The organism is Parablautia muri, from assembly GCF_009917485.1.
GTDB lineage: Bacteria > Bacillota > Clostridia > Lachnospirales > Lachnospiraceae > Suilimivivens > Suilimivivens muri.
This window is the reverse complement of sequence record NZ_QZDT01000010.1, coordinates 1-16,063: the sequence shown is the minus strand read 5'-3', so window position 1 is coordinate 16,063 and position 16,063 is coordinate 1. Positions and strand designations below refer to the sequence as shown.

15 protein-coding genes, 1 tRNA gene and 1 pseudogene are annotated in these 16,063 nt (G+C 41.6%); 8 read left to right on the top strand and 9 right to left on the bottom strand.

What is annotated here, in order from left to right; all coding sequences use genetic code 11:
* The first annotated feature begins 20 nt into the window (after window positions 1-20).
* Entirely contained in the window at window positions 21-1,046 is a 1,026-nt protein-coding gene (locus D5281_RS08405) for a glycosyltransferase family 2 protein (protein WP_160559718.1), read from the top strand.
* A 143-nt stretch (window positions 1,047-1,189) separates the two neighbouring features.
* Here the strand turns inward: D5281_RS08405 and D5281_RS08400 are convergent, their stop codons facing one another.
* Window positions 1,190-1,861, bottom strand: coding sequence for a phosphatase PAP2 family protein (locus tag D5281_RS08400; protein ID WP_160559717.1), 672 nt, complete (start codon window positions 1,859-1,861; stop codon window positions 1,190-1,192).
* A gap of 57 nt (window positions 1,862-1,918) precedes the next feature.
* Window positions 1,919-2,893: a diacylglycerol/lipid kinase family protein gene (locus D5281_RS08395; RefSeq protein WP_160559716.1), complete on the bottom strand. Its 975-nt coding sequence runs from the start codon at window positions 2,891-2,893 to the stop codon at window positions 1,919-1,921.
* A gap of 243 nt (window positions 2,894-3,136) precedes the next feature.
* Here D5281_RS08395 and D5281_RS08390 point away from each other — a divergent pair, with 243 nt between their 5' ends.
* The 3 genes from D5281_RS08390 (at window position 3,137) to D5281_RS08380 (ending at window position 7,169) form a co-directional block, all read left to right on the top strand.
* Window positions 3,137-4,375: a serine hydroxymethyltransferase gene (locus D5281_RS08390; protein WP_160559715.1), complete on the top strand. Its 1,239-nt coding sequence runs from the start codon at window positions 3,137-3,139 to the stop codon at window positions 4,373-4,375.
* Window positions 4,376-5,511: 1,136 nt separating this feature from the next.
* Window positions 5,512-6,834, top strand: a complete 1,323-nt coding sequence (locus D5281_RS08385; RefSeq protein WP_277935246.1) for a glycoside hydrolase family 3 protein — start codon at window positions 5,512-5,514, stop codon at window positions 6,832-6,834.
* A gap of 262 nt (window positions 6,835-7,096) precedes the next feature.
* Window positions 7,097-7,169: transfer RNA gene (locus D5281_RS08380), tRNA-Gly, on the top strand.
* A gap of 73 nt (window positions 7,170-7,242) precedes the next feature.
* Here the strand turns inward: D5281_RS08380 and D5281_RS08375 are convergent.
* From D5281_RS08375 to D5281_RS08350, 6 genes are all read right to left on the bottom strand, one after another.
* Window positions 7,243-7,878: a tyrosine-type recombinase/integrase gene (locus tag D5281_RS08375; protein ID WP_160559714.1), complete on the bottom strand. Its 636-nt coding sequence runs from the start codon at window positions 7,876-7,878 to the stop codon at window positions 7,243-7,245.
* The gene (locus D5281_RS08370; RefSeq protein WP_160559713.1) at window positions 7,875-8,324 is read right to left on the bottom strand and encodes a hypothetical protein; all 450 of its coding nucleotides are present in this window, start codon (window positions 8,322-8,324) and stop codon (window positions 7,875-7,877) included. The genes D5281_RS08375 and D5281_RS08370 overlap by 4 nt, the downstream gene beginning before the upstream one ends.
* Before the next feature lie 216 nt (window positions 8,325-8,540).
* The gene (locus tag D5281_RS08365) at window positions 8,541-9,557 is read right to left on the bottom strand and encodes a Rep family protein (protein ID WP_160559712.1); all 1,017 of its coding nucleotides are present in this window, start codon (window positions 9,555-9,557) and stop codon (window positions 8,541-8,543) included.
* 299 nt (window positions 9,558-9,856) lie between these two features.
* On the bottom strand, window positions 9,857-10,150 hold the full coding sequence (locus D5281_RS08360) for a hypothetical protein (RefSeq protein WP_160559711.1): 294 nt from the start codon (window positions 10,148-10,150) through the stop codon (window positions 9,857-9,859).
* Window positions 10,101-10,904, bottom strand: coding sequence for an FtsK/SpoIIIE domain-containing protein (locus D5281_RS08355; RefSeq protein WP_160559710.1), 804 nt, complete (start codon window positions 10,902-10,904; stop codon window positions 10,101-10,103). Before D5281_RS08355 ends, D5281_RS08360 begins: the two co-directional genes overlap by 50 nt.
* A gap of 110 nt (window positions 10,905-11,014) precedes the next feature.
* Window positions 11,015-11,818, bottom strand: a complete 804-nt coding sequence (locus D5281_RS08350; RefSeq protein ID WP_160559709.1) for a hypothetical protein — start codon at window positions 11,816-11,818, stop codon at window positions 11,015-11,017.
* Window positions 11,819-12,264: 446 nt separating this feature from the next.
* On the opposite strand from D5281_RS08350, the gene D5281_RS08345 reads away from it, so the two are divergent.
* The 4 genes and pseudogenes from D5281_RS08345 to D5281_RS08330 all read left to right on the top strand — a co-directional run bounded on the left by D5281_RS08345 (window position 12,265) and on the right by D5281_RS08330 (window position 15,135).
* Complete coding sequence (locus tag D5281_RS08345) at window positions 12,265-12,528, top strand: DUF4258 domain-containing protein (protein ID WP_160559755.1); 264 nt, start codon at window positions 12,265-12,267, stop codon at window positions 12,526-12,528.
* Between the two features lie 2 nt (window positions 12,529-12,530).
* Window positions 12,531-12,761 (top strand): type II toxin-antitoxin system MqsA family antitoxin, encoded by a 231-nt coding sequence (locus D5281_RS08340; protein WP_120435726.1) that lies wholly within the window; start codon window positions 12,531-12,533, stop codon window positions 12,759-12,761.
* 535 nt (window positions 12,762-13,296) lie between these two features.
* Window positions 13,297-14,499, top strand: a pseudogene (locus D5281_RS26910) (IS110 family RNA-guided transposase).
* Between the two features lie 489 nt (window positions 14,500-14,988).
* Entirely contained in the window at window positions 14,989-15,135 is a 147-nt protein-coding gene (locus D5281_RS08330; protein WP_277935245.1) for a cold-shock protein, read from the top strand.
* A 131-nt stretch (window positions 15,136-15,266) separates the two neighbouring features.
* On the opposite strand, the gene D5281_RS08325 is transcribed toward D5281_RS08330, so the two are convergent.
* On the bottom strand, window positions 15,267-16,010 hold the full coding sequence (locus D5281_RS08325) for a transposase (RefSeq protein ID WP_277935244.1): 744 nt from the start codon (window positions 16,008-16,010) through the stop codon (window positions 15,267-15,269).
* Window positions 16,011-16,063 lie beyond the last annotated feature (53 nt).

The window sequence follows — 16,063 nt, the reverse complement described above, 5'->3', positions numbered from 1 at the left end:
TATATTTTAAGGAGTAAGAGATGAAACTTTTATCATTTACGGTGCCCTGTTATAATTCAGCAGCTTATATGGAAAAATGTGTGGAATCACTGCTAAAGGGTGGGGAAGATGTGGAGATTATGATTGTGGATGACGGCTCTACGGATGAAACAGCTAAAATTGCGGACGGGTATGCAGAAAAATATCCATCCATTATCCGTGCAATCCATAAGGAAAATGGCGGACATGGTTCTGCAGTCAATGCAGGAATTGAGAATGCGCAGGGCTTGTTTTTTAAAGTGGTGGATAGTGACGATTGGGTAAAAGAGGAGGCCTATGTGCAGATTTTGGATGTTCTTAGAAATCTTGCGGGCGGAGAAAAAACACTGGATATGCTTGTGAGTAATTTTGTATATGAAAAGGTCGGACAAAACAGGCATAAGGTAATGCGCTATAAGCATGCACTGCCGGTGAATGAAATGTTTACCTGGGAGGATGTCAAGCACTTTCATAAAGGCCAGTATATTTTGATGCATTCCGTAATCTTTAGGACGAAGCTGCTTAAGGAATGTGGACTTAAACTGCCTGAGCATACTTTTTATGTGGACAATCTCTATGTGTTTGAGCCATTGCCTTATGTGAGAAATATGTACTATCTGGATGTGAATTTTTACCGCTATTTTATCGGCCGGGTAGACCAGTCAGTAAATGAGGATGTTATGATTGGGAGGATTGACCAGCAGATTCTGGTGAATAAGCTGATGATTGACTATATGATAGAAAATAAGAGCAAGATTACCTCCAATAAAAAGATGTATCATTATATGGCAAGCTACCTGGATATTATAACTACGGTTTCTTCTATATTATTGATACGCTCGGGCATGAAAGAAAATCTGGAAAAGAAAAAAGAACTGTGGAATTATTTAAAGAAAAAGGATTGGCTTTTATATAGAAAGCTAAGATATGGACTCTTAGGGAGCTGCATGAATCTGCCTGGCAGAAGCGGCAGGAGGATTTCAGTGGAAGGATATAAGATATGCCGCCGTTTTTTCAATTTTAATTAGATGTGTGTCATCAAGGCTGCCACGCTTTGGAGGTCAGCATCTTGCTTCGTAAAAATCCCCCGCAGTAAAACTGCGGGGGTAATTTAGTCAACAACCGCTGCAAGCAACGGGGTATCATTTTGCGGTGCTGCAAAGCGTAACAGCTAAACAACTCTGCGACGCTTTAAGCTTGGACGGTGTGCCTGACAGGCAGCAACAATGTCAGCCTGATATACGATAACATACATAATGCCGGACATTATAAAAGCAGTCAGAACATCAAACACAGAATGCTGTTTGATGAATACTGTAGAAAGAATAATGGAACTGCACAGGATAAAGGAACCTATGCGGATTTTTTTATTTCTGGCAAGAGATGGCGTGTGCATGACCGCCAAGTGGGTGCCAATAGAATTATAAACATGAATACTGGGCCATAAGTTGGTAGGCGTATCCATTCTATATAAATGTGATATAAGAGCTGTAAAAATATTGTTTCTGGGCATTGTGTAAGGGCGAAGGTGATGTCCATTGGGCCAGAGCGTGGAAACAATCAAAAAAACAGTCATTCCGGTAAAAAGAAATACACATGTTTTGAAATATTCCTGTTTGTTTTTAAAAAAGCAATACGCTACGGTTATCGATACATAGGCAAACCACAAAAAATAAGGTACTATAAACACTTCACAAAAAGGTATGATATCATCCATTTTCATATGAATGATGGTTTCAGGTATGACGACCTTTTTCTCCAGATAGGCAAACCAACTGCAGTAAATTGCTGCATAAATGATAAGCGGTATAGCATGCTTGTACCTTTCATAATATTTTTTCATAAATAAATTCCCTCCTAATTCCTGCCTTATTATATATTTAACGTAAACCTTAACTGTTTATAACAAAAACTGTATTTTTTTTGGTTCGCAGGTTATGGTGATGGAACTGCTTTTCATACTGACCTCTCCATCTGTGTGCACCCAAAGAGGGACGGAAGTTTCCAGATGAATTTTGGATGCAGTATAATGGTCAATTCCTTCAAAACGATAATGCTTGCCGGAAAATGCAGTCGGAAGTGCTATAAGAATAAGCCACTTTGGAATATTCCCCACAGCACAGATATCTATCTGTCCATCACTGAAATCAGCACCCGGACAAAACTTAAAACCGCCTCCTTCATATTGGTGAATCATGCTGGCAATGAACAAAAATTTAGGCAAATGAATCTGCTTATGGTCATCTAAAGTGATGGTACACGCGATTTTTCTGGCAAGTAAAAGCTGCTTGAGTGCAATAGAAAGATAGGTAAGCTTTCCAAGCCCTATTTTATTTAATACATTTTTAAATTTAGAGGCAAGGGCTTCCTTACACACAGCAGCATCAAATCCAATACCGGTGCTGACAGAAAAATAACGTTTTAGAGTCTGCTTGTCGAATTGCCGGTCAGATAACTGTTCGGCGGACTGGTTATAGGTTAGACAGCCTAAGTCCATAAAAAGCGGTTCATTGCAGTATAAAATGCGTTCCAGATTTTCGGAAGGATTTTGACAAAGGCCTAAATCTCTTGCCATATCATTACTAGATCCGGTGGGAATGTATCCGATTTGCACACGGGTAAAATCAGATATTCCCTGAAGGGTTTCGTTTAAGGTTCCATCCCCTCCAAGAACAATCAGCTTTAAAATGAAATCAGAATCAGCCCTTAATAAGGAAGTTGACAAATCGCGCACCAGCTTAATGATGTGTTCAACTCCCTTTGAAAAGAAAACCTTGTATTCAATTTCTTTTTGTTCTAAAATCGGTTGAATATCAGACCAGATTTTAGCACCCTGACCAGATTTAGAGGCCGGATTTACGATAATATAATACATTGTTTTCTACCCCTCAAAAATCTTTCCCTATTTTATCAGTATTTTGTGCTAGAGTAAAGAAGTTTTACAAGATTTTGTAATTCTTAAGGATTACTTAGGATATTTTTCAGAATCGGATAGGATTGATTTAGAAAAAAGGTGTTAAAGGTTTGATTTCTTTAAAGACTATGCTATAATGATTCGGATTTATGTCGTTGTAAAGTGAACAGGAAGGGTTAGAAATATCATACAAGGAGGAGAAGGATGTATTCACTTGATGAAGTTAAAAAAGTAGACGGAGAGATTGCGCAGGCCATTGTGGAGGAGCAGGAGAGGCAAAACAGCCATATTGAGCTGATTGCATCTGAAAATTGGGTAAGCAAAGCGGTTATGGCGGCAATGGGAAGCCCACTTACAAATAAGTATGCGGAAGGCTATCCGGGGAAACGTTATTACGGAGGCTGCCAGTGTGTTGATGTGGTGGAAAACCTTGCTATTGAAAGAGCGAAAGAGCTTTTTGGATGTGACTATGCCAATGTACAGCCTCACTCAGGGGCCCAGGCAAATTTGGCGGTGCAGTTTGCAATCTGTAACCCTGGGGACACAATTATGGGAATGAATTTAGACCATGGCGGACACTTAACCCATGGAAGCCCGGTGAATATTTCCGGTAAATATTTTAAGATTGTGCCCTATGGCGTGAATGATGATGGGTTTATTGATTATGATAAGCTGATGGAAATTGCACTTGAGTGCAAGCCGAAAATGATTATAGCAGGGGCATCCGCTTATGCAAGAACCATTGACTTTAAGAAATTCCGTGAAACAGCAGATGCAGTGGGGGCAGTGCTGATGGTGGATATGGCTCATATTGCAGGTCTTGTGGCAGCAGGCCTTCATCCAAGCCCGATTCCTTATGCAGATGTTGTTACCACAACAACCCACAAAACCTTAAGAGGACCAAGAGGCGGCCTGATTCTTGCAAATCAGGAGGCAGCTGATAAGTACAATTTCAACAAGGCAATCTTTCCAGGCATCCAGGGAGGGCCTTTGATGCATGTGATTGCAGCGAAAGCCGTCTGCTTTAAGGAGGCGCTTACAGATGAGTTTAAAAACTATCAGAAAAATATTATTGATAATGCGCAGGCGCTTTGCAATGGCTTGATAAACAGAGGAATTAAGATTGTCTCTGGCGGTACGGATAATCATCTTATGTTGATGGATCTTACAACCTACGGTCTTACCGGGAAAGCAGTTGAAAAAATGCTGGACGAAGCACATATTACGGCAAACAAAAATACAATCCCGAACGACCCCAAGTCTCCCTTTGTAACCAGCGGGATCCGTCTTGGAACACCGGCAGTGACTTCCCGTGGGATGAATACGGAGGATATGGATCAGATTGCTGAGGCAATTGCAATGATTGTCAAAGGCGGCGAGGAGAAAATTACGGAAGCAAGAAAAATTGTTAGGAAATTGACAGATAAATATCCTTTGATTTAAAAAGTTTATTTTGAAATTATTAAATAGTACTTTCAGGAAAGGGTACAGTATGGCTGGTTACTATTAAGGATGGAAACCAGCTATATTTATTCCCGCGCGCAACGAGCCAAGTAGATGTGGTTATAGAGATGCGAAGCATCTCATAGATATTTGGCGACTGCCGCGAAGGTGAATACTCCGCAGCAGTGTAGCGTTTGCAGTGTGTGCTCTGCATCGCTGCAAGTTTGATGCCCTGTTGCCTACACGGTTGTTGACGAATAGGTAAATGAAAATAGGAAATGATTGTCATAGGATGTTAAAATATGAGAATATTTGGATAAATATGTAAATTAATCAGATAAAAATGCGCTAATAAGAGAAAAATAAAAAAATATATAAAAATTTGAAAAAATGTGTTGACAAATAAATATTACATGCTATAATAAACTCATAAAACAAATTCACATAGATAATCTTAAGAAAAGGAGGTACGGACCGCCAAAAACGTAAGATGTGTTATCTAATTAGATAACAGAAATGTGAAAGGTTAAGCTTTTAAAGTACAAAAGAGTTAAGTACCAAAGAAAGCGAATTTCGATTTCGTATTTAGTACAGAAGAAGAAGTAGCGAATTTCAAAAGAAGAAAGAACAGACGTTACAGTACATCCGTACAAAAGAGAAAAGGTAAAAGTACGAAAGAGAAAAAAGTAAAACTGAATATTGGTATTTATCCAAAAATTAAAGGAGGTAAAGGCCATTGGATAGTGCAGTTTAGAAGCGGGTGTTGATTCAGAGGAATTGATGCCCGCTTTCATGTGCTGCCAGTAAGAAAACGGACGGGATATTGGAACAGAGGCCTATAATTGGCCCTAATGGAAATTTATTAAAATTTGGGTAGAAATTGCGATATAAATAAGTTATTATAATAAAATGTATTAAGCTGTCGGAGATATCATAGAGAGACAACGGTCAGTACGCAGTGCGGGCTTACCTTAAGTTAACAAACACAGTCACGCAACGCGGGTTAGGTGCTTATAGAGAATAATTTGTAAGTTGTAGTTTGCGGTATATGCAGGATAAGTTCGGAAGTAAACTTCCAAACTCTTTATTAGTGGCAGTATCGCAAGCCGCGCTTGCGATATGCAGGGGGTATAAAGATGGGAAAGAATGAAGTACGCAGTGAAGAAATGGAGAGAAAAATATATAGGCATAAGCGAAGGGTCAGAAACCAGATTATTTCTTATATTGTTCTTGCAATTTTCTTAATTGGGCTGGTAATGGGAGGTGTTTTGGGGGTAAAGAAAATGATAGCGGTTCTCAATGATAAAAAGGAAGCGGAAGAAGAACAGCAAATAGAAGATTTGGCGCAGGATGAGGAGGAACAGCCAATGGTGGAAGCACCTGAGGAATTTACACAGCCTGAGGCGGAGACAGATTATTTAAGCGAAACCGTTGAAAACTGCATTGCTGCAATGTCACTTGAGGATAAGGTGGCGGGGCTTTTTATGATCACACCGGAAGCCCTTACAGATACAAACAAGGTGCTGAAAGCGGGAGATACCACGAAGCAAAAGCTTATAGAACGTCCGGTGGGAGGACTTATTTATTTTGCCCAAAATATTCAAAGTGCAGACCAGCTTACGGAAATGCTGACAAATACCAAGAATTGGAGCACATATCCTCTCTTTTTGGGTGTGGATGAAGAAGGCGGAACGGTGAGCAGAGTTGCGAGTAGTGGACTTGCAGATAATGTAGGGGATATGGCGGATATTGGAAGCAATGGAGATGTGGCGGCAGCGCGGGAGGCCGGGGAGGCAATAGGGGGATATCTTGCAGAATATGGATTTAATATGGATTTTGCTCCGGTAGCCGATGTGATTACGGATGGAAATACAACGATTGGAAAACGTTCTTTTGGAACAGATACGGATACGACAGCATCCATGGTGGGAGCTTTGGTGGAGGGACTTCAAAGTAAAAATGTGAGCGCCTGCCTGAAGCATTTTCCGGGGCTGGGTGATACCAGCAAGGATACCCATGATGGAATGGCCAGTACCGAAAAAACATTAGAGGATTTCACGCAGATAGATTTTCCTGTGTACCAGGCAGGCATCTCAGCCGGGACAGATTTTGTGATGGTTAGCCACCTATCCGCGGAACAGGTTACAGGAGATACCACGCCGGCTTCCCTTTCGGAAAAGATGGTAACAGAACTCTTAAGAGGACAGCTGGGATATCAGGGGATTGTCATTACAGATGCTATGAATATGACAGCTATCACAGATTATTTTACGCCGGATCAGGCGGCAGTTATGGCATTGCAGGCAGGTGTAGACATGATTCTGATGCCGGAGGATTATGAAACAGCTTATAATGGCGTGTTAGATGCGGTAAAGGATAACACCCTGTCAGAGGAAAGGATTAATGAATCGCTTAGAAGAATTTACCGCGTGAAATACAGAGACAGGGTTGGAGAATAAAAAGAGAAAAGTCTTGTAACAGTTCGGCCCAGAGCTTTGCATTTGCCGCAAAGCCCGTGAGAATACATTCCATGGAATGTGTAAATTGGACCAAGAGGAAATCTGCCCTTGCTGAAGGCGATTTGGAATGGGCAGATTTCATAACAGTGAAGCCGAAGGCTGAACGGTCAAAAAAGTTTTTGAAAAAAATTGAAAAATGAGTTGACAAAATATGTAGCATAGTGTATAGTAATATTTGTCCGGTTCGAACGGATAAATAAATGCGCGAGTGGCTCAGTTGGTGGAGCGCGACCTTGCCAAGGTCGAGGCCGCGGGTTCGAGTCCCGTCTCGCGCTCTTGTTAAAAGTGCGGGAACGTTGAAAATACAGCGTTTCCGTTATTTTTTGTGTCTGCAAATTTGAAGACAGTCTATAAAGCCTTTGTTATGAGGTTGTATGTCTCTGATTCTGTAAGCGGGTTGTATATATATCCAAGTGTGATTGAAAGAGTGCTATGACCGAGCATCTCACGGATGCAGTCAAGCGGTACTCCGTTTGCGTTCAGGTTGCTTGCGTAGGCCTTTCGCATTTTGTGAGTGCTTTTTGTCGTCATTCCCTGACGCTCTGCAAACTTTTCCAACACATAGGCTATCTGCCTTGCTGTGATTCGTTCCCCGTTTCTCATGAAGATATAACTGCCCTGTTTCGGTATTTTTTCCAAAATAGCTACCGCTTTAGGAACAAGTATCACATAACGGTCACGGTTAGTCTTTGTATGCTCCACCACATCATAAAGATTTGTTTCCTGATTCCTGACTTCTTCGCGAACAACATGGAGGTGTGATTGCTCCTTGCAGTCTTCCCATTTGAGGGCTACTAATTCGCCAACCCGCAAGCCTAACAGGAAATTTATTTTGACGGCTAAGAAAACCGTATCTTCTGTTTCCGCATACATTTTATCAAGATATTTATTCAGGCTTTCCAGTTCTTCCGTATTATATGTTTCGGTCTTTCCTGTTTTTTTCACTACTTGCCGATACTTTACGATAATTTTTACATCATTCATTGGATTGTCTGTGATGTATTTTTCCGAACTGCATATTCAAAACAGCCTATCAGAATGGTTTTTACATTGTTCCATTCTTTTCTTGAAATACTGTATTCTTTCATAAGACGGTTGCATTCGGATTCCAGTAACAGCGTATCAATCTGACGGATTGGCATAGTATGCAGTTGTGACTTTTCAAAATAACGCCTATAGTGCTGTTCGTGCCGCTTAATCGTGTTAGGGCTGTCGGTAACTGTTTTCTTGTATTCCAACCATTCCAAAAACAAATCAGAGAAAGTAAACTTGTCAAGGTGCGATTCCTGAAAATAAATCGGGATAAGTTTTTCCAATAGCGCGTCTTTTGTTTGTGCGCGGAGGATTTTTCTTTCCCCGTCTGCATCCTTATAATACGTCTGCCACCGTCCATTTTCTGACTTTGGCTCTGTAATTTTATATGGGTGCATTTGTGATAACAACTTTTCCTTTAAACATGGATTTATATATATCCTCTGCGCTAATTACCATAGGCGGGCGGTTTTTCTCTGAATATGGGTTCGGGCGACTGCTTGTGGGGTCTGTAACATAGCATTGTTTGTTACTGTCATAAGTTGCCGCAAGTATCTCCGTATCTGTCATATTGATTGTTAGTGTTATCCGGCGGCGTAACTGGTCAAAGCTATCTATAAGGTTGGGTTTATACCCAAAAACTTCATGGTAAAAATTAATCGGGTTGTAGGGGTAGTAATAATAATCAAATCTGCCGCCAATGCTTTATCGTAAAAGCGGGAGGGCGCGTATACCTGTGCGCCTATGCCGAAAGGGTCTAATACCCGCAACAAATCATTGTAGGGTATGGATTGTGCGCGAAGCTCGTCAAGTATAATGATATGTTCGCCTTTGTAGGATTGGAACATATCACGGCTACTTCCGGCAACATAAAATGGTTGTCCGTTACCCGCTTTTTTAGCATATTCTTTGGCAAAACTTGTTTTTCCCGTTCCCGTTTTGCCGTACATCCATATGACGCGAATTGCCTTACCGCTTTCTATCATTTGTTTGCGCCATTCTTCCGCGTGGTTTTTAAGATATTTTGCATATACATCCTCTATCTGCTTTTTGGCTTTTGCGTACTGTGCTCCGCTAAGTTGCTTCTCGACTTCGCTTTTTGAAATTGCGCCTATGTATAGCAGATTAAGAAATGTCTTTATTTTAGCAGCATCCCCGTATGTATCAGCTTTTTTGACTTCGGCGGTTACTTTTTTCATAAGTGTGGAGTAGTCGAAATTTGCAGTTACTTCTGATATGGCATATTGGTGTTTTGTCCTTGCGTTATCCGTAGCGTGAATAAGGTACGCATATCCGTTATTGGAATCGCCTTTCCATGCTTCGATATACTGTGCTTTATAGCCTAAGAGTTTGGCTACACTGTTAATGCTTCGGGCATTTTCAAAGGATAGCATCAGATGTATATGGGCTTCGGCGGGCTTCCCTTTTTCGTCCGTGTCCTTGTCATGCAGTATCACCGCATACCGTTTAGGACGTAACTTATTTTCGATAAGTTTAATCAGCCCATCCATGGAATTTACGGACAGATGTGCAAGCTGTTGTTCGTACATCACACGCAAGGTTTGATTTTTGCTTATAACGGTGTTACTCCTTTTGTTGATTTCTGAGTGTTTCTTTTTATTTTTTGGCACTGTGACACTCACAGTTTGCCGTGGTATAACAAGCCCAAACACGGCAAAATAAAGGGGTTGGGGATAAATTGGCACTGACACTGTACGCAATGCCCGCCTTTATTTCATACGGCGGGCATTGCGGTTATCTACCCTTTATAATATGCCTCTAAAAGTCTGCCAAGTTCGCGGTAGACAGGGAAGTCCATCCGGGGGCAATGCACACAGGACACATTATCATGTATGCCGTCTGTGCTTGAAAACCAAGCATCACCAGCGTTATAAACACGCTGTGGCAAATCCTTTAACTTTTCGGAATCTCAGAGCAAACGCCCTTCGTTTAAAGTGGGCTTAAACAGTATTTTAGTACTGCAAGCGGAGCGGAGCATTGCGGGAAGACCGCCCTCGTCAACGGATGCTTCCGCTATGGATATAATCGCATAACAGCCCGCCGAAGCCCCCATTGTGACAATCCGCTTAATTAGTGCGTCAAATTCAGCAAGATTGTAGCCGCCGTCCTCTTTTGCCGCACGTTTCGGGAAGATGCTTCTTAGCGCAACATATTCATCTATAAAGAGGAATGAAACATGGAAATTTGCTTCCCACCAATGCACAGCATCTCCTTTTTTCCTCTGATAATTCATTTAGCACACATTGACGCTCTTTTATCGCATCTGCAAATTGTTTCAATGCTTCCAAAATCCCTCTTGCTTCGCCGTCTTCGTCCAATGTTGCCGTATGGGGGAGGCGGCTTAATTCTGCCTGTTTCGGGTCGATAATGCAGAGTTGAGAGCCGTAATTGTCACGCCCCGCGGTCAAGGCTTGCATTGGGATTGAAATAACACCCGTTGTTTTACCTGAACGGGTTTTTCCCGCAAAAAGCATACTGCCGGACGTTGTAAGGTCAATGTATGTGCCTTTTTGTACAATCAGCTTTGTATGCTCATTCGGTTTTAGTGCATCTGCTGAATGTACAGTGATGCTTCGGTCAATCTTCACATTCTCAATACGGAAACCAACCAAATTGAAAGCCGTTTCTACATATGTTTCTGTCACAGCATATTGCGCGTATTTTCCGTTTAATGCCGCGCTGACGCTTGAAGATATTTCTCGGATTTCATTAGCTGTACAGCATGTGGTTGTTATCGTAATTTTAAATATCCCCTGTTCGGTTTCCCAGCATTTGATTTTCGGGAGCCGTTCACTCTCTTGTAAGTGCAAAGGATTTCCATATTCGGATGAAAACAGCCTTTTCCTTATCATTATCCTAATCTTGTCCGCTTCCGACTGCTTTACAGCTATCCATAGGGCGGCTAACGCCGCCAGTATGCCAAGCACAAAGAAAAATAATGTAATGTGGTACATCATCCCTGCTAATGCGCGGGCAAAACCAAGATTGGGCGCGGTGTTCGCAATAGAAATTCCGATAACCGTTGAAAAAATTGCTAATAATAGTGAGAGTCTTCTCTTTTTTTATTCTATCTTTTTTGTTGTTGCGCCGCTTCTGCTTCGATGTCGATGATTACCGCGTCATTGATGGTCACATAGCTTACGCCGAGCACGGTGTACATGTAGGTCCTGTCTGTGGGTGCGCCGATGGTCAAGCCGGTAGTGTCAGCGGCTTTCGTGCCCTCTGCCATTTTCCCGGTTACCTGGAAGTCGATAGCCCACTTGCCGTCAGTTCTCTGCTTCAAAGCTACTGCCGTGCAGCTCACGGACTTGCCCTCGGCGTCCACCAGCCAGAATGTTGCGATGGTCTGACCCTTGTGCGTTACCTTATAGGAGCCCTTGCCGCTCTTTGCAAGCGCCCTGAACTGCTCTTTGCCGGTCATGCCAGTGTTGGAGGCGGGAGCTCTCTTTGCAGGTGCGCTGTAGGACGCGCCGGAGTTGTTTCCACCGTTGCTGGAACTGTTACCGTTGTCGCTGGAACCACTGTCGTAACTACCAGAATCGCTGGAGCCGTTGTCGTAGGAACCATTGTCGTAGGACTCGCTGGGCTCGCTGTAGCCACTGTCAGAGCTGGAGCTGGAATCGTTGGAATCTGTGTCGTCAAAGCCTACGCTTTCATTTTCTGCCCACGCTGATGCGCCTTCATCTCTTGCACAGCCGTCCTCGCTCGCATGTACAGTCATTGCACTTCCCATTACCATAGTCATAGCCATCATCATAGCAGCCATTTTCATCGTTTTTCTTTTCCTGTCATTATTCCTCCTTATTCTTTGCATGAGTCTGATTGGTTTTTGGATCAGACATGTACCCGAACAGTTCAGCAGAGGGGGCATATATTTACGCCCCTCTGTGAATCTGCCGAGATAAACAATAAGAAAGCGGTGCAGGATTTTTCTTTCCTACACCGCTGAAAATACAGCACCACGAACCCAAGTACGCATTAGATTTTCCTTGCAATAGTTCGGAAAATTCGCTATACTGGATTTGGCGCATTATATGCTGTGTGGGAGGTTAGGTCTCCTGCATAGGGGTGTAGGGAATTGGCGTTCCCTACATCCTGCCTTTTATTATCTATCTCGCTATTCATTATACCGCCCCTGCATAAAATTAGCAAGGGGTTATATTTTTCAAATAGAATAAACTGTACCGTTTATCCTGACTTTAATTTTCTTTTACTTTCCTATTTTAAATGTGATATAATATTTTATAGAAAGTAGGTGAGAAAGTGGCTCTGCTTATCAACGATTTAAGAAAGCTGTGTACAGACGATACTATTATAATGACTGCACATGTTATAAAACGGTGTAAGGAAAGAAATATTGATTCAGACAGTATTATAAAAGTCATTATGCAAGGCGAAATCATAAAACAATATGAAGATGATAAACCGTTCCCCAGTTGCTTATTATTGGGAATGTCAATAAACGACAAATACTTACATGTAGTTGTTGCAAGCGATAATATCAATCTGCATATAATAACCGCATACTATCCAAGCATTGACGAATGGGAGCCGGACTTTAAAACAAGAAAGGGGCGTTAAATATGAATTGTTTTACTTGTGGCAGTAATCATATGATTGAAGCAACAACAATCTATGTTGAAAAATTAGAAAACGGTATCTTGATTGTGAAAAATGTTCCATGTAAAAAATGTTCCCAATGCGGCGAGGAATTTTTTTCAATGGCAACTATGAAAGAAATTGAAAAATTAAGCAAACAGGCAGAAAAAATTATCAGTGAAGTTATGATTATTGATTACAACAAGGCGGCATAAAAATATAATCAAGAGGGAATGAAAGATGGTGCGTCTTTTCATTCCCTCTTTTTCCATTCTGCTTGCCCCCGTCCGCTGTGTCAAGGGTTGCCCTACGGCGTATCGCTTCGCTTGCCCCTTGACACGCTATGTCTTATTCATACAATCTCGGTTGGCTTATATATCCTGTTCAAGGTGTCTTCATTTTGAAGACAGTTTGAAGACAACGCGCATTCCTCCTTGATTTTATGGGCTTTTTCAGACGCTTTAGGGTTCGAGTCCCGTCTCGCGCTTTTTAGTACCATATAAGTGTAAGGGATAAAGCATTTCATCAGTGCTTTACCTTCTGCACTTATTTTTTTATGATAAGGGAGTAATTGGTCTGGCGAGGCGCTTTTTGGATTAACCACATCCGTCATAAAAACCGTCAACCACCCCTTATTATAAGCAGTCGTTTAAGCAGGTTGAAACCCGTAAGGTGTTTTCGTGTAACGAACTAAAATGAGTGGTAATAAGTGTGGATGGGACAATTACAGATTTATTTTGGAGGTTACAGATGATAAGTGTAGGAATTGATGTGTCAAAAGAAAAAAGTACCATATGTATCTTGAAACCGTATGGTGAGATCGTGAGCAGGCCTTTTGAAGTCTATCATACAGAGAAAGAATTATCCGAACTGGCTTCTATGCTGCTGCGTCTGAATGGTGATGTTCGTGTAGTTATGGAAGCCACCGGGAACTACCATCTGCCTGTATTATGCTATCTGAAAGAAAAGGGGCTGTTTGTGGCAGTGGTCAATCCATTTGAAATGAAGGAATACCGTTGCCAGGGACTAAGGCGTGTGAAAACAGATAAGCAGGATGCCATTACAATCTCTAACTATGGGATTGACCATTGGTACAGGCTGAAGAACTATGAGGCAGAAGAAAGCGTCTATGCGGAGCTGAAGCTTTTGGGAAGGCAGTACCGTCACTTTATGCGGATGCGTGTGGAAAGCGTGTTGGAACTGACTCATCTTCTGGACTATACGATGCCTGGGATCAAAACGCTGCTGAAAGGCTGGAATGAAACAAATGGGAAAGATAAGCTGGGGGATTTTGCGGAAGAATACTGGCATTATGACAATATCACGAAGAAACCGGAGGAACAGTTTATAGAGAGCTATCTGAAATGGGCAAAAGAGAAGGGATACCACCAGAGCCAGGATAAAGCCGTCAAGATTTATGCGCTGGCATAAAGAAGGCATCCCCACAGTATCCTCCGATACCCCATCGACCAAAATGCTGGTACAGGAGGCAGTACGGGTGTTACGAGAAGTCGATAACACTCTAATGACTATTCTAACACAGATGCAGGCATTAGCCAAGAGTCTGCCGGAATATCCGGTTGTCAGGGCAATGGGAGGTGTTGGAAATGTCCTTGCGCCCAAATTGATTGCAGAGATTGGGGATGTGAGAAGATTCCATAGCGGAAAAGCCCTGATAGCCCACGCAGGAATCAACGCGCCCCCATATCAATCAGGGCAGTTCATTGGAACAGAGAGAAAATATCCAAGAGAGGATCTTCCAGCCGGCGAAAGATCGGATATGAAGTGATGAGATGCCTGAAAACACATAAAGAGCCAGAAGACGCAGCCGTGTATAGGTTTATCTTGAAGAAAGAAAAAGAAGGAAAATCGAAACGTGCAGCAAAAATAGCGGGATTAAATAAATTCCTTAGGATTTATTATGCACGTGTGATGGAAGTATACCAGAAGTAAAAAGAACTAAAACAGAGGATATGGCAGACCGGATTTTCCACCGGTCTAATTGTCGTGGGAAAAATTCATACCCCAAATTTATTTAAAAACCTGCTAAAAAGTCTTGACTTTTGTTAGCAGGTTTTTATGTCTTGATTTTACAGGATTTTTAAATGTGAGTAATCAAAAAAGTAATCTAACATATGGTTCGATTTAAAATCGTAGGAGAAAGGAGAAATTCTGTACATCGTGACAAGTAAATATGTTGTTAGGACATCTAAATAAGTCCTTTATCAGTCGTATTAATACATGATTGATAAAGGACTTATTTATGTGGTTTAGCAATAATCACATAAATCTGCACAACTACTTCTAAAACGCCTATATGAGCCTCACAGAGCCTTACAGGGGCATTCTAATGCAACTCATAACAACAATCCTATCCAACTTAAAACAGCGATTTCATAGCCATAACAAATTTCAGATCATAATCACGAAGGGAGATGATAAATGATGTACGGTAAGGTTACAAGATATTTCCATGATAGGGGATTTGGGTTTATTCGTGGTGAAGACAGCAACACGTATTTTATCCATCACTCAAAAGTGAATGGGGAATATATTGATGCAGGTTACTATGTATTCTCAATGTCATGATGCTGGGGGCAAAACATAGTGTTTTCTATGTTTGAACCTCCACATGAACCTTGAAAATTTAATATTTTACAGTATATATGCCATAAGAGGCTTCATTAGCTTAGAATCATTGGCGCACTTCTGGCTTATATCTACGCTAATACCGGATTCTGGGCATAGTTCCCTAAACCCTTTCGGAATCCAAAGAGTTTCCTGAAATTTAAAGCTGCTATTTTGCTGCCGAAGAAGAATTTACCCCGTTGTTTCGCTCTTGGAAGTTTGTCAAGATGGTAATTCTTTCGGATATTGGCAGGAATGGTTTCCACACCATTTCTTAACCTCGCTAAATTGCCGAATTTCTCGCTTTGCATATATCTCTGGCTTTTTGCTCTGTTAGATGCATTTTTTGAGGTGATAAACGTAGCAACTTTTTTATAGATCTTGGGACGGCACTGATCCTGATATGGACAGCCGACACAATGATTTCGGTCAAATGAAACTCTGCATTGTCTTGTTGTTTTGGTATAAGATTGGCTTATAGGTTCATGTCCTGCAGTACATTTCAAGAGACGGGTGCCATCTTCATTGAATTCCACATCAGCCAAAGCATCCGGAGCTTCTTTACCGATCAATGCGGTAGTTACCAGCCTGACATTCTTCTCTTTTGCGAGAGCTGCATTGTCCTGGCCATCATAACCGCCATCTGTAACCAGAATGATTTTTTCTTGGGATTTTTCCATTTGTGAAAGCGATTCCTGAAGGAAATAGCTATCTGTATGTGTATTTTTATCAAACTGATAATCCGTCACTACAGAGCCATTTTTGCCAACGGTTTCTTCCAGGTTGGCTACATAGTCTCTATAAAGCTTACCGGATTTTATCATCATGGAATCCATACGGCGTATGCGTCCATTCAGCTTCATTATCTTACCGATTTTGCCGCTGAGAT